18 protein-coding genes are annotated in these 18915 nt (G+C 56.7%); 8 read left to right on the forward strand and 10 right to left on the reverse strand.

Going from position 1 to position 18915, the window contains the following annotated elements:
* Positions 1-42: 42 nt before the first annotated feature.
* From ACR0BU_RS08255 to phaR, 3 genes are all read left to right on the forward strand, one after another.
* Positions 43-1845 (forward strand): PHA/PHB synthase family protein, encoded by a 1803-nt coding sequence (locus ACR0BU_RS08255; RefSeq protein ID WP_480736780.1) that lies wholly within the window; start codon positions 43-45, stop codon positions 1843-1845.
* 131 nt (positions 1846-1976) lie between these two features.
* The gene (locus tag ACR0BU_RS08260) at positions 1977-2423 is read left to right on the forward strand and encodes a phasin, PhaP (RefSeq protein WP_298936687.1); all 447 of its coding nucleotides are present in this window, start codon (positions 1977-1979) and stop codon (positions 2421-2423) included.
* Between the two features lie 134 nt (positions 2424-2557).
* On the forward strand, positions 2558-3112 hold the full coding sequence (phaR, locus tag ACR0BU_RS08265; RefSeq protein ID WP_298936686.1) for a polyhydroxyalkanoate synthesis repressor PhaR: 555 nt from the start codon (positions 2558-2560) through the stop codon (positions 3110-3112).
* A 58-nt stretch (positions 3113-3170) separates the two neighbouring features.
* Here the strand turns inward: phaR and ACR0BU_RS08270 are convergent, their stop codons facing one another.
* From ACR0BU_RS08270 to ACR0BU_RS08300, 7 genes are all read right to left on the reverse strand, one after another.
* The gene (locus tag ACR0BU_RS08270; protein ID WP_480736782.1) at positions 3171-4385 is read right to left on the reverse strand and encodes a DegT/DnrJ/EryC1/StrS family aminotransferase; all 1215 of its coding nucleotides are present in this window, start codon (positions 4383-4385) and stop codon (positions 3171-3173) included.
* A 115-nt stretch (positions 4386-4500) separates the two neighbouring features.
* Positions 4501-5805 carry an NAD(P)/FAD-dependent oxidoreductase gene (locus ACR0BU_RS08275; RefSeq protein ID WP_480736783.1) on the reverse strand — a complete coding sequence of 435 codons (1305 nt, stop codon included), beginning with the start codon at positions 5803-5805 and terminating at the stop codon, positions 4501-4503.
* A gap of 9 nt (positions 5806-5814) precedes the next feature.
* On the reverse strand, positions 5815-7173 hold the full coding sequence (locus tag ACR0BU_RS08280) for a glutamine synthetase family protein (protein ID WP_299076330.1): 1359 nt from the start codon (positions 7171-7173) through the stop codon (positions 5815-5817).
* Entirely contained in the window at positions 7173-7853 is a 681-nt protein-coding gene (locus tag ACR0BU_RS08285) for a type 1 glutamine amidotransferase (RefSeq protein WP_480736784.1), read from the reverse strand. Before ACR0BU_RS08285 ends, ACR0BU_RS08280 begins: the two co-directional genes overlap by 1 nt.
* A gap of 59 nt (positions 7854-7912) precedes the next feature.
* Positions 7913-9232: a glutamine synthetase family protein gene (locus tag ACR0BU_RS08290; protein ID WP_480736785.1), complete on the reverse strand. Its 1320-nt coding sequence runs from the start codon at positions 9230-9232 to the stop codon at positions 7913-7915.
* 139 nt (positions 9233-9371) lie between these two features.
* Positions 9372-11558, reverse strand: a complete 2187-nt coding sequence (locus tag ACR0BU_RS08295) for a xanthine dehydrogenase family protein molybdopterin-binding subunit (RefSeq protein WP_480736787.1) — start codon at positions 11556-11558, stop codon at positions 9372-9374.
* A 3-nt stretch (positions 11559-11561) separates the two neighbouring features.
* A complete protein-coding gene (locus ACR0BU_RS08300; protein ID WP_298936679.1) occupies positions 11562-12026 on the reverse strand; it encodes a (2Fe-2S)-binding protein in 465 nt (154 codons plus the stop codon).
* 139 nt (positions 12027-12165) lie between these two features.
* Between ACR0BU_RS08300 and ACR0BU_RS08305 the strand changes: the two genes are divergently transcribed.
* From ACR0BU_RS08305 to ACR0BU_RS08325, 5 genes are all read left to right on the forward strand, one after another.
* Positions 12166-12789: a TetR/AcrR family transcriptional regulator gene (locus ACR0BU_RS08305; RefSeq protein WP_480736788.1), complete on the forward strand. Its 624-nt coding sequence runs from the start codon at positions 12166-12168 to the stop codon at positions 12787-12789.
* A 105-nt stretch (positions 12790-12894) separates the two neighbouring features.
* Positions 12895-13911, forward strand: a complete 1017-nt coding sequence (gene dusA / locus ACR0BU_RS08310; protein ID WP_298936677.1) for a tRNA dihydrouridine(20/20a) synthase DusA — start codon at positions 12895-12897, stop codon at positions 13909-13911.
* A gap of 39 nt (positions 13912-13950) precedes the next feature.
* Positions 13951-14775 carry a sulfite exporter TauE/SafE family protein gene (locus ACR0BU_RS08315; protein WP_480736953.1) on the forward strand — a complete coding sequence of 275 codons (825 nt, stop codon included), beginning with the start codon at positions 13951-13953 and terminating at the stop codon, positions 14773-14775.
* Positions 14769-15554, forward strand: a complete 786-nt coding sequence (locus ACR0BU_RS08320) for a hypothetical protein (protein WP_480736790.1) — start codon at positions 14769-14771, stop codon at positions 15552-15554. The genes ACR0BU_RS08315 and ACR0BU_RS08320 overlap by 7 nt, the downstream gene beginning before the upstream one ends.
* Positions 15555-15590: 36 nt before the next feature.
* Positions 15591-16319, forward strand: coding sequence for a SpoIIAA family protein (locus ACR0BU_RS08325; protein WP_480736791.1), 729 nt, complete (start codon positions 15591-15593; stop codon positions 16317-16319).
* Between the two features lie 605 nt (positions 16320-16924).
* Here ACR0BU_RS08325 and ACR0BU_RS08330 read toward each other — a convergent pair.
* The 3 genes from ACR0BU_RS08330 to ccmI are packed head-to-tail and all read right to left on the reverse strand — an operon-like array spanning position 16925 to position 18865.
* Positions 16925-17158, reverse strand: a complete 234-nt coding sequence (locus ACR0BU_RS08330; RefSeq protein WP_480736792.1) for a DUF1289 domain-containing protein — start codon at positions 17156-17158, stop codon at positions 16925-16927.
* Between the two features lie 16 nt (positions 17159-17174).
* Entirely contained in the window at positions 17175-17639 is a 465-nt protein-coding gene (gene ruvX / locus ACR0BU_RS08335) for a Holliday junction resolvase RuvX (RefSeq protein ID WP_480736793.1), read from the reverse strand.
* Complete coding sequence (ccmI, locus tag ACR0BU_RS08340; protein WP_480736794.1) at positions 17636-18865, reverse strand: c-type cytochrome biogenesis protein CcmI; 1230 nt, start codon at positions 18863-18865, stop codon at positions 17636-17638. The genes ruvX and ccmI overlap by 4 nt, the downstream gene beginning before the upstream one ends.
* Positions 18866-18915: the final 50 nt, after the last annotated feature.

Raw genomic sequence — 18915 nt, forward strand, 5'->3', positions numbered from 1 at the left:
CGTTATTCTGCACAGCAGCGAGGCTAGGGGAGAATTGTTAAAATGACAACAAGTGAAGGCCACATGCCCGAAGCGACCGACGAACACATTGAACGCCTTAAAGAAAATATGGAAAAGGTCGAACAACTCTCCAAACGCCTGATTGAAGTTATGGCTGGAAAAAAGGCGCATACCGCTGCGCTGGACGGCCCGAATCAAGAGCTTTTCGCACGAGCAGCAACAGCCTATTGGGCCGAAGCTTGGCAAAATCCCGCCAAGTTGTTGGAACAGCAGATAGAATTTTGGGGAAAATCGGTTCTGAACTTCGCTGAGGCGCAGCAAGCCCTGACCACCGGTGAGGTCGAAGACGAGGATGCTAAGCCTGCCGACAAACGATTTTCAAACCCCTTGTGGGAATCCAACCCTTACTTCCGTCTGGTTCGCCAACAATACCAGACCAATGCAGAAGCGATCGCGCAGGCCGTAGCGTCGGTGGACGATTTGGATGCAAAGGACCGAAGACGCCTAAGCTATTTCTCGCAGCAGATCATCGACATGATGTCGCCAACGAATTTCCTGCCGACAAATCCGGACGCACTTCAAAAAGCGGTCGAGACAGACGGGCAGTCTTTGCTGCAAGGTTTGGAAAATCTGGTCGCAGACCTGGAAGCCAACGATGGCGAGTTGGTTGTCAAACTTGCCGATGAAAGTGCTTTTGAAGTTGGCGGCAACCTGGCGACCACGCCAGGGGATGTTGTCTATCGCAACCGGATGATGGAGCTCATTCAGTACAAGCCAGCAACAGAAACGGTTTTCGAAACGCCCATCGTTCTGTTCCCGCCCTGGATTAACAAATTCTACATTCTGGACCTCAAGGCCCAGAACAGCCTGATCAAATGGATCACGGAGCAAGGGTATACTCTGTTTGTCGTAAGCTGGATCAATCCAGACGAAAGCTATGCCGAAACCGGGATGGAGGACTACATTCGGGACGGTTTCCTGGCAGCGATCGATGAGGTCAAGAAGATCTGTAAGGTCAAGCAGGTCAACGCCGTCGGCTATTGCATCGCGGGCACCACGCTCAGCCTGACTCTATCGCTGTTGAAACAACGCGGCGATAAGTCGATCAAATCTGCAACTTTCTTCACGGCCCTGACCGATTTCTCGGAACAAGGTGAATTCACGCCGTTCCTGCAAAACGACTTCATCGACGGCATCGAAGAAGAAGTGAATAGAGAAGGTGTTCTGCGATCCTGGATCATGGGGCGCACAATGTCATTTCTGCGCTCGCGCGATCTGGTCTATGGGCCCGCAATCCGCAGCTACATGATGGGAGAAACGCCTCCTGCATTTGATTTGCTGTTCTGGAATGGTGATGGGGCCAATCTGCCGGCCAAGATGTCAGTCGACTATCTACGAGGCCTGTGCCAACGCAACGAATTCGTATCGGATGGCATCGAATTGATGGGCCACAAGCTGCATGTCAAAGACGTGGATGTTCCGTTGATGGCCATCACATGTGAGACCGACCATATTGCTGCATGGAAAGACTGCTATCGCGGCGTGCAACAAATGGGGTCACGGTCCAAGACCTTTGTGGTTTCGGAATCAGGCCATATCGCCGGCATCGTTAACCCACCCAGCAAGAAGAAATACGGCCACTACACCAACACAGATATGAAAGCGGAGTCGGACAGCTGGATGAAACAGGCCGACTTCCACAAAGGGTCCTGGTGGCCGATGTGGGAAGCCTGGCTGAAGAAGCGATCCGGCAAGCAAATCCCGGCCCGCGACACAGGTGATTCGAACCATCCGCGACTGGCTCCGGCGCCAGGCACCTATGTGGTGGCCAATCCAAACAACTGATTTCATTTTGAAACCTCCTTTTTCTGCAGCGCAGCAAGAAAAAACTTGCAATGCTGCGATGCAGCAATCATATTGTTTGCAAGCTGAGGAAAACCGGGGTGGGCCCGGCACAGCAAAAAGGATTTAGTACGATGGCAAAGACTCAAGACTTTAGCGCGATCATGAAAGACATGATGGGCGCGTTCCCTGTGGACACCTCCGCAATGGAAGACGCATTCAAATCGACCGCTTCGCTGAACGAAAAGCTGTCGGGCGTTGCTTTGGAAGCTGCTGGTAAATCGGCTGAGATCTCCAGCAAGTGGACCAAAGAAACTCTGGCCAAGATGACTGAAATGTCGAAAGCCAAGGCAGAGCCTGCGGATTACGCAAAAGCAGCAACCGATTTCGCAAGCGCGTCGGCTGAAGTTGCAGCTGAAAACCTGGCTGCTTTCGCTGAAATCGCGAAAAAAGTTCAGACCGAAACCGTTGAGCTGCTGATGGCGGCGGGCAAAGACGCTGCTGAAGATGCGACTGCTGCAGTTAAGAAAGCCACCAATGACGTGACAGCTGCTGCCAAGAAAGCAACTGCTGCCAAGTAAGAACGTCCGCGAGAGGCACCCATTCCTCCCAATTGGTGTTATCGCGCTGGGCAGGTCGATTGACCTGCCCTTTCTTTTTGTGCTGCACTCGCATAACCTGTGCTGCAACGCATCATCCTTGGGGAGGGTAAACGGTGTCGGATCAAGAAAAACCACTGCTGATCAAGCGCTACGCGAGCCGTCGGCTGTATAATACCGAGACCAGCGACTACGTCACGCTCGAAGATATTGCGGGTTTCATACGCGATGGCCGGGAAGTGCAGATCATCGATCTGAAAACCGGCGACGACCTGACGCGTCAATACCTGCTTCAGATCATCGCAGAGCATGAAAGCCGCGGCGAAAACGTTCTGCCGGTCAATGTTCTGAATGATCTTGTGCGCAGCTACATGGTGCCAGGCGGGGGCGTTATGCCACAGTTTCTACAAAGCTCGTTCGAGATGCTGCGCGAAAGCCAAAGCAAGATGATGGAGAACATGAGTGCCATGAATCCGATGTCGCAGATGCCGGGTTTCGAAGCGATGCAGGCGCAGCAGCAAGCATTCTTAAAGGCGATGACAGGGGGTCTGTCCGGTAAATGGTCAGGGCCAGACAAGGAAGAAGAAGAACAACCGAAATCCAAGGAAGATCTTGATGAGATCAAGCAGCAACTGGCTGAACTTCAGCAGAAGCTTTCGAAGTTGAATTGATTTTGGATCATCGCGCGAACGAAGGCCCGCATATTGCGGGCCTTTTCGGTTTTGGCATTCAGGTTCCGTAAACAGGGACCGGACCTGTGACTTCACCGACCGACGCAAGCAGGATATCGGCAATAATGTCCAGCTCATCTCGGGTCAGACGCACTGGTAGGCGCACATCGCAGGCTTTCATTAGCATATCACGGGTTTGGGGCAGATCGAATGTCTCGGGTAGGAACTGCCAGTTCCAGAACGCCCGCGCATTGTCCTCGCTTAGGCCAAAAACCTGAACCTTTACGCCGCGCGCCTCGGACGCGGCAGCAAAGGCGCGAATGTCACTATCGTCCATCCCGACCAGATTGAACTGGATCGAATCCGGCGCGCGGCGTTCGGGGGCCAACGGGGCAGGGACGTCGATGTAAGGCGATGTGTTCAGGCGATCCGCCACATAGTCGTGGTTTTCCAAACCGTCATGCACCCGCCGCGCCAGCTCGGGGATCTGAGGGCGGATCACAGCTGCGCTGAGGTTGCTCATCCGCAGATTATAAAGCGGCAACTGGTTCTGCCACTTTGCAAACGCCTGTTCCAATTCAGGTGTATTGTCGCCATGTGGGGCTTTGTGCTTTTTCCAGTTGTGTTCATACGCGCCGGACATGATCACAGCCCGTGCCACCAGATCAGCATCGTCGGTGATCAGGATGCCACCTTCGCCCGCGTTAATCATCTTGTACGACTGGAATGAGAAGCACCCGATTTTGCCGATGGTGCCGATGTTGTGGCCATGCCATGTGGTGCCCAACGAATGGGCTGCGTCCTCGATCACCGGAATGTCGCGCGCATCGCACAGTTCCATGATGGCGTCCATATCCGAGGTATGGCCACGCATGTGGCTGATGATCACGGCCTGAACGCTGTCGAGCTTGGCTGCAAAATCCACCATGTCGATGCGATAGTTTTCGCCTACTTCGCACAAAACCGGGATACAGTCGGCGTGCACAATCGAAGAGGGAACCGCTGCAAAAGTAAAGCCCGGGATCAGAACCCTTGCATCGCGCAGCAGGCCCAATGCCTTTAACGACAGGAACAGCGCGGCCGAGCAGGAAGACACCGCCAGCGCATATTTTGCTCCCAACAATTCGGCGAATTCCGCCTCAAGCAGGGCAACTGGCGCGTCTTGCGGCGCGGTGTAGCGGAACAGGTCCCCTGATTGCAGCAGGGCATCAATGGCGTCCCGTGCGGATGCGGGGATGGCTTCGGCGTCATGGACGTTGGGTGGCAGCGTCATATTTGGTTTTCCCGAATTCTAACTTTTGTTTATTTAAATTAAATGACCTGCCAATGCCAAGACCCCTTTCGCCTCTTCGGCGAAATTTCACCAAACTGTCGCAATGAGAAGCGGGTCAGATCCCCAATCGGTCCCGCAGCGCATACCAGGTCATTGCCAGCACCAGAAGCGGGCTGCGCAAGGCCGAACCACCGGGAAAGGGCAGAGCAGGCACGCGAGACATGGTGTCAAACCCTTCGGCCTGACCTTGTATGGCCAGAGCCATCAATTGACCGGCATGGGTGGCCGTTCCGACCCCGTGGCCGGAATAGCCCGATGCGGACAGGATGTTGGGGGCGACCCGCGTCAGATAGGGCATCCGACGCATCGTGATGCCTAGGGTCCCGCCCCAGGCGTAGTCGATTTTAACGTCTTGAAGATGAGGGAAAATCTGAGCCATCGGTTTGCGAACTGTGGCGGCGATATCTGACGGAAACTGATACCCATAGCTTTCACCTCCACCAAACAGCAGGCGACCATCGGCGCTAAGGCGGAAGTAGTTCACGACGAACTTTGTATCGGCAATCGCCACGTCCTGCGTCAGAACCCGTGCTGTGTCGGCCCCGAGTGGCTCAGTCGCGGCGATGAAGTTGTTGATGGGCATAACGCGAGAAGCCACCTGCCGGTTCAGATCGCCAAGATATCCATTGCAGGCCAAAATGACGTGATCGGCTGTGACCTGCCCCTGCGCGGTCTGAACGCAGACGCGCGGGCCTTGTTCGATGTTCAGCACTTCGGTGCTTTCGTGAATGCGGGCGCCTGACTTTGCAGCCGCTTTGGCAAGACCCAAGGCGTAGTTGAGCGGGTGCAAATGACCCGCCCCCATATCCAAAAAACCGCCCTTGTAAGTCGGAGACGGGCATAGCGCGTGCCCGGCCTCCGCATCCAAAACCTTGATCTGGTCATAGCCGTATTTGCCCGAAAGATGCGCGGCGTGCTCATGCAATTCGTCACGGTCAGAGTCGCTCAGCGCCATCTCGGCCACGCCGGGCTTGAGGTCGCAGTCGATCTGGTGTTCTGCAATCAAGGATTTAACCAGATCCTTGGCATCTTCGGCCAAATCCCAAAGCTTGCCGGCATCTGCGTCGCCCACCAGACGCTCCAGATCCTCCTGCGCCATCCGCTGCGCGCTGCCCAATTGACCGCCATTGCGGCCTGAGGCGCCGAAGCCGACGCGATGCGCCTCTAGCACCACCACGCGAAGCCCGGCGTTGGCCAGATGTAGCGCCGCTGAAAGGCCGGTGTACCCGCCGCCGACGACGCAGACATCTGCGCTGGTATCGCCTTCCAACGCTGGAAACCGGTCCATCGGATGCGCCGTTGCAGCATACCAGCTTGGCGGATACTCGGCCTTGCGGTCGTTGGAATAGAGCAGGTTCATCGCGTCGCCTCAGACGTTCATCAGCAGATGCTCACGCTCCCATGGAGAGATCACTTGCAGGAACTCTTCGTACTCTGCCCGCTTTACGATGCCGTATACCCGTGCGAATTCCGGGCCAAGGATTTCGTGTAAGGCGGTGGCTTCATCAAATAAGTCCAACGCGTTGCCCATCACCTGAGGAATGTCCCCTTCACCTTCATAGGCATCGCCGTGGAACTGGCGGCGGGGGCGTTCCTGCTGGGTCAGGCCCAGATAGCCGCAGGCCAGCGACAGCGCGATACCCAGATACGGGTTGCAATCCATTCCAGCGATGCGGTTTTCAACCCGTCGTGCCTCGGGACCGGACAGGGGGACGCGAATGCCGGTGGTTCGGTTGTCGCGCGCCCATTCCAGATTGATTGGGGCCGCGTGATCTTTGACATAACGACGATAGGAATTCACATAGGGCGCCATCACTGCCAAGCCAGCGGGCAGGTGGTTCTGCAGCCCGGCAATGAAGTGGTAAAACGCGTCTGTCTCTCCACCCTGAGGGCCGGAGAAGATGTTCTGGCCGTTTTCCATATCGATGATCGAGTGATGGATATGCATGGCCGAGCCGGGCTCGTCCTCGATCGGTTTTGCCATGAAGGTGGCGAAGCAATTGTGGCGCAAGGCGGCTTCGCGGATCAGGCGTTTGAAATAGAACACCTCATCGGCCAGCTTGACGGGGTCGCCGTGACGCAGGTTGATCTCTAACTGCCCGGCGCCGCCTTCCTGCGTGATGCCATCGATCTCAAAGCCTTGATGTTCGGCAAAGTCGTAGATGTCGTCGATCACCGGACCGAATTCGTCCACGGCCGTCATCGAATAGGCCTGTCGCGCCGCTGCGGGTCGGCCTGAGCGGCCCATCATGGGCTTGATCCCCTGTGCCGGATCGACGTTGGGAGCAACCAGGAAGAACTCCATCTCGGGCGCGACGATCGGGTCCCAGCCCCGATCATGATAGAGTTGTACAACGCGTTTCAGCACGTTGCGTGGGCTGAAGGGGACCGGTTCGCCCTCTCGGTCATAAGCGTCATGAATGACCTGTAACGTCCAATCGCCAGTCCAGGGCGCGGCGCTGGCAGTTGAGAAATCCGGCTTTAGGATCATGTCCCGTTCGATGAACCCGTCTTCGCCCGCGGCTTCGCCCCAGTCGCCGGTGATCGTCTGGTAATAGATACTGTCGGGCAGATAAAAGTAGGATTGCCGCGCGAATTTGGACGCAGGAACCGCCTTGCCGCGCGCGATGCCGGGCAAATCGGAAATGATACACTCAACTTCGTCCAGCCGGCGGCCTTCGAGGTAATTCGTTGCCGCCTGAGGCAGTTCGTCTGTCCAATCGGCCATCAGGCCCTCGCTTTCTTAAGGAAGTCCGCCATGTATCGTGCGATTTTGGCATTGTCGTCCGGGGCGGTTTGTCGGTTTGCAGCGTCCTGCATCAAGCTTTCCGGGACAACACCTTTGCCACGTGTGCGCATCAGGCCTGCAACGAATTCGTTGGAAAACTCTGGATGCGCTTGCACCGTCCATATCTGGTCGCCATAGGACAACATTGCATACTGGCAGAACTCGTTTTTTCCCTGAACTTGCGCACCTTCGGGCAAGACAGTCACCTGATCCTGGTGCCAGGCGTTTAGACACACGTTTTTGCCACCAAGGTCATAGGTCGTGCGGCCAACAGCCCATCCTCCCGAAAACTTCTCGACGGTGCCCCCAAGGGCCTGCGCAATGATCTGGTGGCCAAAGCACACGCCTATCAACGGTTTGTCGCTGCCGTGAATGTCACGCACCAGTTCTTCAAGTTTGGGGATCCACGGCAGATCTTCATAGGCGCCGTGGCGCGATCCTGTGATCAACCAGCCATCTGCGTCTTGCGCGCCTGCTGGAAAAATCCCGTCCACGACCGCAAAAGTCTGAAACTCAAACCCGTTTCCATCCAGAAGGGCCGGAAACAGAGAATCGTAATCCCCGAATTCGCTTTTCAGAACGTCAGGGGTATGGCCGGTTTGTAGAATACCGATTTTCATGGGTCACCGAATTTGATCAAATTAAATCTAGCGGACTCGGAAGCGCTGGGCAAGAGGGGTCAAACCGCCTCTAGGTAACTCAGCCAGTGTTGGTCTTCGGGGCGGTCTGCGAACCGCGCAATTTCCTGCCGTTTTGTCATCGCCATGTATCGGATCAGGTCGCCTGGAAAAATACGCGCAACCAGCGGGTCGGTTTCGAAGGCGTCGATAGCTGATGCCCAGTCGGAGGCCAGTTGCGGCAGGCCTGCGATTTCGTAGGCGTTCCCTGAAATCGGGTCCGGTGGTTGCAGGCTATCCTCGATTCCGAGCAGAGCTGCGCCCAACACGGCTGCCAGCATCAAGTACGGGTTGATGTCTCCGCCTGCCACGCGATGTTCAATACGCCGCGCTTCGGGCGCGCCGCCAGGAATGCGGATGGCAGCGGTTCTGTTTTCATAGGCCCAGCTTGCGCCGGTTGGGGCGTGGGCGCCGGGCACCAGCCGGGTGTAGGAATTGCCGTGTGGCGCAAAGATCAACGTGCTGCCGGGCATGGCCTGAAGGCACCCGCCGACAGCCGCCCGCAGGATGTCTGTCCCGTCCAGCCCACCATCATTGAACACATTGCGACCCTTGCTGTCGATGACCGAGAAATGAATGTGCATGCCGTTGCCTGCGTCGTCTGGATAAGGCTTGGACATGAAGGTAGCTGCAAACCCGTGCTTTCTGGCCAAGCCGCGCGTCAACGCTTTGAAAAGCCATGTATCGTCGGCGCATCGCATGGCGTCTTGATGGTTCAGGTTGATTTCAAACTGGCCAATTCCACTTTCGGAAATCGCGGTCTGCGCAGGAATGCCCATAGCCGCGCAGCCATCATAAAGGTCGGTGAAGAAGGCTTCAAACGCGTCCATTTCGACGACTGATAAAACGGCTTCCTCGGACAGACGGCGCCCGGTCATTGGGTTGGTCGGTGGTTGCGGGCGCGGGCCGGATGCATCAATCAGCGTGAACTCCAACTCCGTCGCCGCAACAACAGACCAATCCCGCTTGGCATAGCGCGACAACACAGTAGAAAGCGCATGGCGGGGGTCGCCTGCAAACGGCGTGCCATCGTCATCGTAAAGGCACATCGGCACCAAAGCCGTTTCAGAGTTGAGCCAGGGCATCGGCACAGGGCCCCGCCCGGTCGGCAGCAAAATCCCGTCGGCGTCACCAGTTTCAAACACCAGTGGGCTGCCTTCGATATCGGCTCCCCACAGATCGACGTTCAGGGCTGAAAATGGCATGCGCACCGAACCTTTGTTCAGCTTGCTGCCATATTCAGGCGGCACGCGTTTCCCCCGCATCTGTCCGTTCAGATCACAGGCGGTGACGCGAATATTGTGCAGGGCGCTCAGGTCCATCGGGGCCTCCGTTCCTCTCGTTACCCGAGATGTACTGGAGGTGCTCCGACTTGTCACGAAATTTGATCAAATTATTTCATTGCGGAGAATAAAGGTTCTCCGCGCCAGCCCACGAAGGGACCGGCGCGGGACGTTCAAGTCAGAAGAAGTTGACCCCATTTTCGACCATCGGCAGTTCCGCGACGTGGACACCTGACAGCGCGCTGATCGCGTTTGCCAGGGCAGGGGCCGACGGCGGCGTGCCAGGTTCACCCACGCCGGTCGGGGCCTCGGCAGAGGGTACGATATGTACATCGATTGCCGCGATGTCCCCGATCCGCAGTGGTTCATAGTCGGGGAAGTTGAACTGATCCACAGCGCCACTTGTCAGCGTGATCTGATCGCGCATCACGTGACCGATACCATAACCGATCCCGCCTTCCATCTGGGCGCGAACCACGTCGGGGTTCACTGCGATGCCGCAGTCAACGGCGCAGGTGACTTTTTCGATCCGAACACCGTTTTCTGGATCGCCTGACACTTCGACAACCTGAGCGGCGTAGGATCCGAAGGACTTATGCACCGCGATGCCTTGCGCCCGACCAGCTGGCGCATTGCCCCAACCGGCTTTTTCGGCAACCAGTTTCAGCACGCCCGCCTTTCGTTTCTGATCGGCATCACCATCATTCGCCAGATGCGCCAGCCGAAATTCGACAGGATCGCGTCCTGCAGCTTGCGCTGCGAGATCCATCATCGTTTCCATTGTGTAGGCGGTGTGAGTGTGGCCGACGGACCGCCACCACAAAACCGATGTTGCCTTTGGCGTATCGGTCAAACCCAAGGCCATACCGGGGATAGTGTAGGGGCTGTCCGCAATACCCTCGATCGAGCTGTGGTCGACACCGTCATGAACCGCGAAGGATTCGAACGCCGTGCCCTTCATGATCGATTGTCCGGCCACCTGATGATGCCACCCGATAATGTTGCCATCAGCATCCAGCCCAACGCGGACTTTGTGGCCAAACGCAGGGCGGTAGTATCCGCTGCGCATGTCGTCTTCGCGCGTCCAGACCAGCTTGACCGGGCGTGACCGGTCGGTGACCACAAAGGCCAGACCCGCCTCAACCTGGTAATCCGCGTCCGGCGTGGCACGTCGTCCGAAAGATCCACCAGCCAGCATTGTTTTGATCTGAATCTTTTCGGCAGGCAGTTCAAAGATTTGCTGGTAGGCCATATGCGGGCCTGTGGGCATCTGACTGCCATCATGCAGAACGATGTTGCCGTCTGCGGTTTGCTCGATGGTGCAGTTCAGCGGCTCCATTGCTGCATGGGCCAACAAGGGGAAGTAAAAGGTCTTTTCAATCACCTTGTCAGCGCCATCAATCGCCGCAGCAATTGCTGCCGCATCGGCTTTGTTCACATTGTAGGTAGGTTCAGAGTCCAATGCCGCCATGATCTCGGCCTTGATCTGATCCGAGTGACGGGTCTCGGCCGCAGACATATCCCATTCTACCTCAAGCGCATCACGTGCTTGCATCGCGGCCCATGTGTTTTCAGCATACACCGCAACGCCTGCCTGGTTCGGCAGGACCGCCGCGTTGATATAGCCGTTCACTTCTTTCGACCCGCTGTCATCAAAGCTAACGGCAAGCCCGCCTTTGGCTTCAGGGCGCTTGATCATGGCGATCATCTGGTTGGGCAGATGCACGTCCATCGCATACATCGCTTGCCCGTTCCCTTTGATGGCCGAATCCTTGCGTCTTACGGCCTCGTTGCCGATCAGGCGGAATTCTGCAGGATCTTTCAGGCGTGGTTCAGCCGGAACTTCCAGCTGAGATGCTGCGGCAACGAATTCGCTGATCGGGGCAGATTTGTCACCAGCTTTGACGATGCCTTCTTCGATAGTGACGGAAGACGCGTCTACACCCCAGTCTTGTGCGGCGGCGTTGATCAGCATTTCACGCGCGGCGGCACCAGCTTGACGATACTGCATCCACGAGTTTGCCATCGCGGTGGATCCACCTGTTCCCTGAAATGGACCAAACAAAAGGTTATTGTAGACCTGCGGGTCGGACGGGGCGAATTCGTATTCGATCTGGTCCATGCGCAGACCGATTTCTTCGGCGATCAACGTTGGTAGGCCGGTTGCAGGACCCTGGCCCTTTTCAAAATGCTTGACGATAGCAGTAACTGTGCCATCCGCGTCAATTTTCACAAACGGGTTGAACTGTGCGGAGTCAGTTGAAGCTGCCGCCAGCGCGCCGTCCGTGCGTGCACCGACCAGCAAGACGGCACCAGCAGCTGCAGCGCCCTTCAAAAATCCACGGCGGGAGGTGTTGATGGTCATGGATCAGGCCTCCAGAATGTCAGATGCGCGCTGAATGCCAGCGCGGATGCGTTGATAGGTGGCGCATCTGCAGGCATTGCCATGCATGTATGCGTCGATTTCATCGGCAGATGGTTTTGGATTCTCGGACAGCAGCCCAACCGCTGACATTACCTGACCCGACTGGCAATAGCCGCATTGAACCACATCCAGTTCGACCCAGGCCTGCTGTACCGCAGCACCGATCTTATCATCACCGATGGCTTCGATCGTGGTGATTTCGGCATCTTCAACGTCTTCGACATAGGTCTGGCACGAGCGTGTTGGCTCTCCATTCACATGCACGGTGCAGGCGCCGCATGAGGCGACGCCGCAGCCGAATTTGGTTCCGGTCAGCTTAAGCTCATCCCGGATCACCCACAGCAAGGGCGTGCCGGGTTCGGCGTCAACCGTGTGGGTTTCGCCGTTCAATTTCAAAGTCAAAGCCATAGGGGGACTCTCCTGTTCGCGCTGGTTTCCTGAATCGGTAAACTGGCGGGTTTACAAGTTACACAAATCTTCACGGGTGTAAACTGCAGAGTTTACGTAGCGTTTGACCCAAGCCCGTCAATAGGTCTATAGCTCTGACATGAACGAATGCAGTACACCAAACGCGTCAAAGCGCGCACAGATTATCGAAGCTGCCGTGGCCGAATTTCAGGAAAAGGGCTTTGCCGCTTCGAGCATGGATCGCATCTCGGCCCGGGCCGAGGTGTCCAAGCGGACGCTGTACAAATATTTCGAAAGTAAAGAAAATCTGTTCCGCTCGATTGTGATCGAGCTGTCGAGCCGGTTTGCCGAAGTATTGGAGATCCGATACGAAAAAGGACGCGGTATTCGTGAGCAATTGACTGAATTGGCCTGGGCTGAAGGGCGTATTCTCATGCTGCCAGACGTCATCGCGATGTCGCGCATGGTGATAAGCGAAACCTTGCGCAACCCGGCGCTCGCGGCTGAGGCACAGGGCAAACTGGACAAGACGGCTAGGTTTATCGACATGCTTCGCGATGCGTCTGAGGACGGTCAGTTGCGGATCGACAACCCGGAACAGGCCGGGCGCGAATTTATTGGTCTGATCAAGGCCCGCGCGTTCTGGCCGATGCTATTCACGGGCGAAGTTCTCAGCCAATCGGAAATGGCAGAGACGATTGAAAACAGTGTCGAAATGATAATCAGCCGATATGGCATCGCAGCCGAGAAAGCTGGTGTGTAAGTCTGACACGCTACCAATGGGAAGGTCGGGCGAGAATGTGTTAATCCTCTGCGGCCCGATTCGGACTACCGATATCTCGAGACAGGTAAACAGGATTGCAAACCCTTGTATGACGGAATCGTTGCTGTGACTGGCAAGGCCAACAAAGCCGCACGTTTAAGCGTGGCGCCGATGATGGACTGGACGGACCGCAATTGCCGGTACCTGCACCGGCTGCTGAGTTCGGAAACGCTGTTGTATACCGAGATGGTAACGGCTCCTGCTCTGGTCCGTGGCGGTGCCCTGCATTTGTTGGAGTACAATGATGCCGAACACCCGGTTGCACTGCAACTTGGCGGATCGGATCCGGAAGAGTTGGCGCGGGCTGCCCGCATTGGGGCGGATGCGGGATATGATGAGATCAACCTGAATTGCGGCTGCCCATCGGACAGGGTTCAGTCGGGCACCTTTGGTGCTGTGCTGATGAAAGACCCAATGCGGGTCGCTGAATGTGTCGCGGCGATGGGTGAAGCTGTGAATGTGGACGTGACCGTCAAGTGCCGGATTGGTGTCGACGCGCAAGAGCCGAGGGATGTTTTGCCCGCGTTTCTAGACCAAATTCGCACTGCTGGATGCGAGCGTGTCACGATTCATGCGCGCAAGGCCTGGCTTCAAGGCCTCAGCCCCAAGGAGAATCGGGACATTCCGCCCTTGGACTATGATCTGGTCCACCAGATGAAAGCGGATTTCCCGGATCTTCACATTTCCCTCAATGGGGGTGTCACGTCCTTGGATGAGGCGACGGCGCATTTGGATGCGGGCCTTGACGGCGTGATGATAGGACGAGCCGCCTATCACCAGCCAACAGATATCCTGTCCGAGGCTGACACACGCATATTCAAGACGGGGACTGCCCGTGATCCGATTGCCATTGTTCGACAAATGGTTCCTTATGTCGAACGGCATATTGCCAATGGCGGGCGACTGCACCAAATCACGCGTCATATGCTCGGGCTATTTGCGGGACGGCCCGGCGCGCGGGCTTGGCGGCGGGCGTTGTCCGAAGGGGCAGTGCATGACGGGGCAGGACCCGAGGTTATGTTGCAGGCGCTTGATCGCGTGGCGCCTTTGGCCGAGGTTTGATCGAAGGAAACTCCGGTTCAAAGCCGGACTGGGGGAATGATGCCCGAGACGATGTTGCTGGCCCAGATGCTGGGCCTTTTGCTTGTGATCGGGGCTCTGGCCGGCGTGCTGGCCGGTCTTTTGGGGGTAGGTGGTGGTATCGTTTTGGTGCCCGCTTTTTTCTATGCGTTCCAGACGCTTGGATATGGTGGTCCACAGCTGATGCAATTGTGCCTGGCCACATCCCTTGCCACGATCATCGTCACCTCGATCCGATCCGTTCTGGCCCATAACAAAAAGGGCGCAGTGGATTGGGATATCCTGCGCGGTTGGGGCCCCGGCATTGCAATTGGGGCCGTCTTTGGTGTTTTGGTGGCCTCCGCCTTGAGGACCGAGGCGTTGCAGGCGTTGTTTGGTGTTTTGGGTATGGTGATCGGGGCCTATCTGGGGCTTGGCCGCTCGGACTGGCGACTGGGTGACGCAATGCCCAAAGGCGTCAGGCGCGCTGCGCTGTCGCCATCTGTTGGGTTTCTGTCCGTCCTGATGGGGATCGGAGGCGGCAGTTTTGGCGTCCCGTTGATGAGCTTATTCAATACGCCCATTCACAGGGCGGTGGCGACGGCGGCCGGGTTTGGTGTGATCATTGCAGTGCCGTCTGTTTTCGGCTTTCTGTTTCTGGCTATTGATGCGGACCATCGACCACCTTGGACCATTGGGGCTGTGAACATTGTGGCCTTTGGAATCGTCGTGGCGATGACAATGATCACCGCGCCTTGGGGGGTTAGACTGGCGCACGCGATGGACCCGAAACCGCTAAAGCGCGTCTTCGCTGTGTTCCTGACGCTGGTGGCGTTAAACATGTTACGCAAGGCATTGGGGTGGTGAAAGATTTCTGGTCCAAGGGATGGGTAAAGTTTCCCTACGATCCGACTGTGGCTGAATGGGTGAACCATGCTCTGCCAGTCGCCTGCGAATCCGTCTCCAATCCTGCATTTGCCGAATGGATGGATTGCGAAGGCACTTGGTTTGTTGGCGTGGATGCCTTGCCCAATGATACCGAGGGCAGGGTGGCACAGTCCCGGCCACTGTCTGGCCCGGCTATCGATTTTCTGGCCGAGCATTATGGCAAATTGCCTTTGCACAAGGGGCAGGTCTCGGTCATCTATCCCGGCTATCCGCGTCCGCGCTGTGGGGAAAGCGAGGCGGCGGGTCGGTATCGCCGAAACCGCGATGCGGCCCATGTGGATGGATTGCGTCCTATCGGGCCAGATCGGCGCCGCAGGATCGACGAACCACATGCTTGGATTCTGGGCATTCCGCTCACCGAAGCAAGCGAGGACGCCGCGCCGATGGTCTTGTGGGAAGGGAGCCATATCCTCATCCGCGATGCGTTTGAATTCGCTCTTGCAGATCACCCGCACGAAACCTTGCACGAGGTCGACATCACCGAGGTTTATCAGGCGACACGTCGTGAGATATTTGAGACCTGCCGTCGGATCGAATTGCCTGCCAAACCTGGCGAGGCGTATCTGTTGCATCGCCATTGTCTGCACGGGGTGGCACCGTGGGGGGCAACTGCGACTGCGAGCCCCGATGGACGGATGATCGCCTATTTTCGACCGGAATTTGCCGGGGGTGTAGCCGAATGGATCAAACTTCCCTAACCTCTTGTCATTCATTGACATTGAGGGATTTGATCCATGATTACGGTTCATACAAATTCTGATGGCGCACTGATCGAGGTTGAGCTTTCCGGTCAGGTCACCAGCTCGGATTACACCAACACTCTGGTTCCTGCGATCGAGGCGGCCTTGGCCGAACATAACGCGGTGCGGCTGCTGGCAATCGTACAGCCTGAATTCAAAGGCTACGATCTGGGTGCGGCGTGGTCAGATACCAAGCTGGGCCTAAGTCATTGGCGCGGGTTCGAACGGATTGGCGTTGTGGCGGATCAGGGATGGGTTCAGACAAGTATTCGTCTTGCCGCTCCGATTCTGCCATGCCCTGTTCAGGTATTCGAAATGGCAGAACTAGAGGCAGCCCGCCGTTGGATGCGCGAGTCACTCGGTTCAATTCACGTCACCGATCTGGGTGATCCTTGTGTTCAGGTAAGCCTGTTGGGCAAGCTAGATCCTGAGGAATACAAGCAAACGGAAAAGGACTTGGACGCGCTGTTACAGGACCGGTCGGGCTTCCGCCTGTTGATCGATCTGAGAGACTTCGATGGTTGGCAGGGGTTGTCGGCCCTTGCGGCTCATTTCAGGTTGGCCAGCCGGCATATCGGGATGCTAGATCGCGCAGCCATTGTCGGAGACAAATCCTGGCAACACATGGCGCAAAGGGTGGCCAGCCATGTACTGGGGACCCGAACGCAGTTTTTCGGGTCTGAAGATTATGAAAATGCCAAGAACTGGTTGGCGATCGGGTAACCTCGTTTCCGACATTTCGACCGGGGTCCAGCACCGGTCGGACCTCTTCGAAACGCGGATATAGTCGCACGATGCTTAACGCCAAACCGTCGATGCAGGCGTACCGGAGACGTCACATTAAGACTCAACTCGAATTTTGGCGTGAAGGACGTCACGTAAGGTATCACTTTTTGAGTTTATTTCTTGACTGATTGGTCAAGAAAATAAAAGAGCGAGGGTATTCCCTCCAAACCAGCGGGAATTCTGATAACTCGCATTGCGTCGCTGTGGATCGCCACTCACTCAAGCCGTTGTCTTCGAACTCTTTCCCCCCTCGGAGTTCAGACCAGATCTACAGTGACGCAGGACAAACCAAGTCGGAGTATCCGAGAGGCGGGTTATGCCGTTTGCAAAAAACATACTTCGGATACGTACGTTTAGCATGTCCATCTCTGGTGCTCTACGTTCAGACCCGAGGCTCAGGCTCAGACGCTAACTACAAATCAATCCGAGATAGTCGAGCTGCTTCGACCCAAGCTTGAGGCGAACAATTTGCATACGATTCGACTGCATGCAGGTTTCATGCGGCTAAGAAAACACACAAGTAATTATTTAGAACAAAGGCCTTAGGGCTGGTTCAATCTGGCCGCTCGTCCGCCACGCCGCTTGCAAAGCCTTGGTTTGCGCTCTGGCAGATCTGCCATCACCTCGGCCCGCTCGGTACAGTCCATTTTGGACCACCTGGAGATCTCGTCGATGGTCCGATAGCAACCTGTACAGATCTTTTCGGTCGGATGGACGACGCAGATCTGGATGCAAGGGCTTTCGACCTCGTTCCGTTTCCAAACCATATTTGTCATCAGTGGTCTCCGACCGTTACAAAAAGCGCATCCTGTCGAGCGCCCCCTGCAAGATATAACCGGCAGCAACGTGATCGATAACCTGTCCGCGACGTTTTCGTGTCGTATCCGCCTCAAGCAGTGCCTTTTCTGCCGCAACCGTGCTGAGCCGTTCGTCCCAAAACCCGATTGGCAATTCGGTCAACCGCGACAGATTGCGGGCAAACGCACGAGTGGATTGGCAGCGCGACCCTTCGGTGCCGTCCATATTCTTGGGAAGGCCCAACAGGATGCCGCCAATTTCACGGTCATCCACAAGCTCTAGTAAACGGGCGGAATCCAGCGTGAATTTCTTGCGTCTCACCGTTTCCAAGGGGCTGGCAACCGTGCGCATTCGGTCCGAAACGGCAACACCGATGGTCTTTTCACCCAAATCCAGACCCATCAGCGCAGACACCGGCGATAGGGCTGCGGCAAAGACTTCAAATTCATCGTGAATCATTGTGCAATCCCGGCCTGAAGTGCTGCTGCGTCGATCATTTCCAGCGCGGCGGCGTTGTCAGCAAACACGATCACGGCTTCATCGCGGATGTCTATGGCGCGCTGGGCCTGACCCAAAACACCAAGCGCCGCAATCAGACGGGCCCATTCCTCGGGCGATCCTCCTTCGGTGGCCAGACGGTCGGACAGTTGGTTCACCATCCCCTGAATCATCTCTTGCCGCTCTTCCGGGCTCAATTCGGCTGCGGCAGCAACGTCACCCTGACTTGGGCCGGGTTGGGCTGTTGCGGCACTCAGGTCGGGAGCGTTGAAAACACCGGCCCGGAAGGCCAGTTCTTCAATCTGTCCGCGAATGGCATCCGCCCATGGCGCGCCAGGCGGGGCGTCCTGCACGGTTTCCATCCACACGCGGTAAGCAATATCCGGTCGCCCAACCTGGGCCAGCATCTGGCCCCAATAATACCGGGCCGGGCCATGCCGGGGATCACGCTTAAGCGCTTGGTCCAGGGCCTGTTCGGCCTCGGGCGAGACATATCCACTTGCCGCAAGGATCATCATCTCGGCTAGATCCGAGTAAGCGTCCGCTGTCGCCGCTTCGCCGGATAACTCAACCACTTTCTTCTGTGCCGTGTATCCTGCCGTGAAATTACCTGCGTTGGTTTCGTGCTGGGCCAGTAGCATATGGCCCTGCAGATCGTCGGGGCGTGCGGCAACCGTGTCGCGCAATTGCTTCAAAAGACTGGCATAGCTATCTTCCAACTGCCGAGGCACAGCTGGGGGCGCCAATTCTTCAGCGGCGGTTTGAGAGGGCCGATTGGCTCGGACCTCTTTGGCCATGTCCACCCTAGCGGTCAGAGGCATGTCTGGTAGTCCCACCGCCCCCATCCGGTGGTACATCGCCATGGCACCACCGATCAGAACCAGCGTAAGTAGCGCAATTGCAACGACCGATACAGATCGTGTTGGGCCACCGCTTTTGCCTTCGTCTTTCATTTGGGCGTCAGCTGCCAGAATGCGACGCGAGATTTCGGTGCGAACACGATCGGCATCGGCCTCACCAATCACGCCGCGGGCCAGGTCGCGGTCAACGCTCGCAAGCTGCTCACGATAAACCCGCAGGTCGTAGGCGGCCGCTGGCTCATCGCTGCGCCGGTTGCGCAACAGCGTGTAGCTTAGGAAAGCCGCAATCAGCAGCGCGACAAGAAATATCAGAACCCAGAACGTCATGGCCCCTCCGAAGTGGCTGCTCTGACTTAGACCCGCAAGCCGTCCGACAA

The sequence above is a fragment of the Ruegeria sp. CK2 genome, from assembly GCF_056536585.1.

What these genes read in the sequence shown, in the direction of transcription:
- ACR0BU_RS08275 (WP_480736783.1), bottom strand. Translation starts at nt 5,805, where the DNA reads ATGAACCTGCTCTATTCCAACGACCGCAAGGCCGAGTATCCGCCAAGC.
- ACR0BU_RS08280 (WP_299076330.1), bottom strand. Translation starts at nt 7,173, where the DNA reads ATGGCCGATTGGACAGACGAACTGCCTCAGGCGGCAACGAATTACCTC.
- ACR0BU_RS08285 (WP_480736784.1), bottom strand. Translation starts at nt 7,853, where the DNA reads ATGAAAATCGGTATTCTACAAACCGGCCATACCCCTGACGTTCTGAAA.
- ccmI (WP_480736794.1), bottom strand. Translation starts at nt 18,865, where the DNA reads ATGACGTTCTGGGTTCTGATATTTCTTGTCGCGCTGCTGATTGCGGCT.
- ACR0BU_RS08325 (WP_480736791.1), top strand. Translation starts at nt 15,591, where the DNA reads ATGATTACGGTTCATACAAATTCTGATGGCGCACTGATCGAGGTTGAG.
- ACR0BU_RS08305 (WP_480736788.1), top strand. Translation starts at nt 12,166, where the DNA reads ATGAACGAATGCAGTACACCAAACGCGTCAAAGCGCGCACAGATTATC.
- ACR0BU_RS08290 (WP_480736785.1), bottom strand. Translation starts at nt 9,232, where the DNA reads ATGGACCTGAGCGCCCTGCACAATATTCGCGTCACCGCCTGTGATCTG.
- ACR0BU_RS08330 (WP_480736792.1), bottom strand. Translation starts at nt 17,158, where the DNA reads ATGACAAATATGGTTTGGAAACGGAACGAGGTCGAAAGCCCTTGCATC.
- ruvX (WP_480736793.1), bottom strand. Translation starts at nt 17,639, where the DNA reads ATGATTCACGATGAATTTGAAGTCTTTGCCGCAGCCCTATCGCCGGTG.
- ACR0BU_RS08295 (WP_480736787.1), bottom strand. Translation starts at nt 11,558, where the DNA reads ATGACCATCAACACCTCCCGCCGTGGATTTTTGAAGGGCGCTGCAGCT.
- ACR0BU_RS08255 (WP_480736780.1), top strand. Translation starts at nt 43, where the DNA reads ATGACAACAAGTGAAGGCCACATGCCCGAAGCGACCGACGAACACATT.
- ACR0BU_RS08260 (WP_298936687.1), top strand. Translation starts at nt 1,977, where the DNA reads ATGGCAAAGACTCAAGACTTTAGCGCGATCATGAAAGACATGATGGGC.
- ACR0BU_RS08270 (WP_480736782.1), bottom strand. Translation starts at nt 4,385, where the DNA reads ATGACGCTGCCACCCAACGTCCATGACGCCGAAGCCATCCCCGCATCC.
- ACR0BU_RS08300 (WP_298936679.1), bottom strand. Translation starts at nt 12,026, where the DNA reads ATGGCTTTGACTTTGAAATTGAACGGCGAAACCCACACGGTTGACGCC.
- ACR0BU_RS08315 (WP_480736953.1), top strand. Translation starts at nt 13,951, where the DNA reads ATGCCCGAGACGATGTTGCTGGCCCAGATGCTGGGCCTTTTGCTTGTG.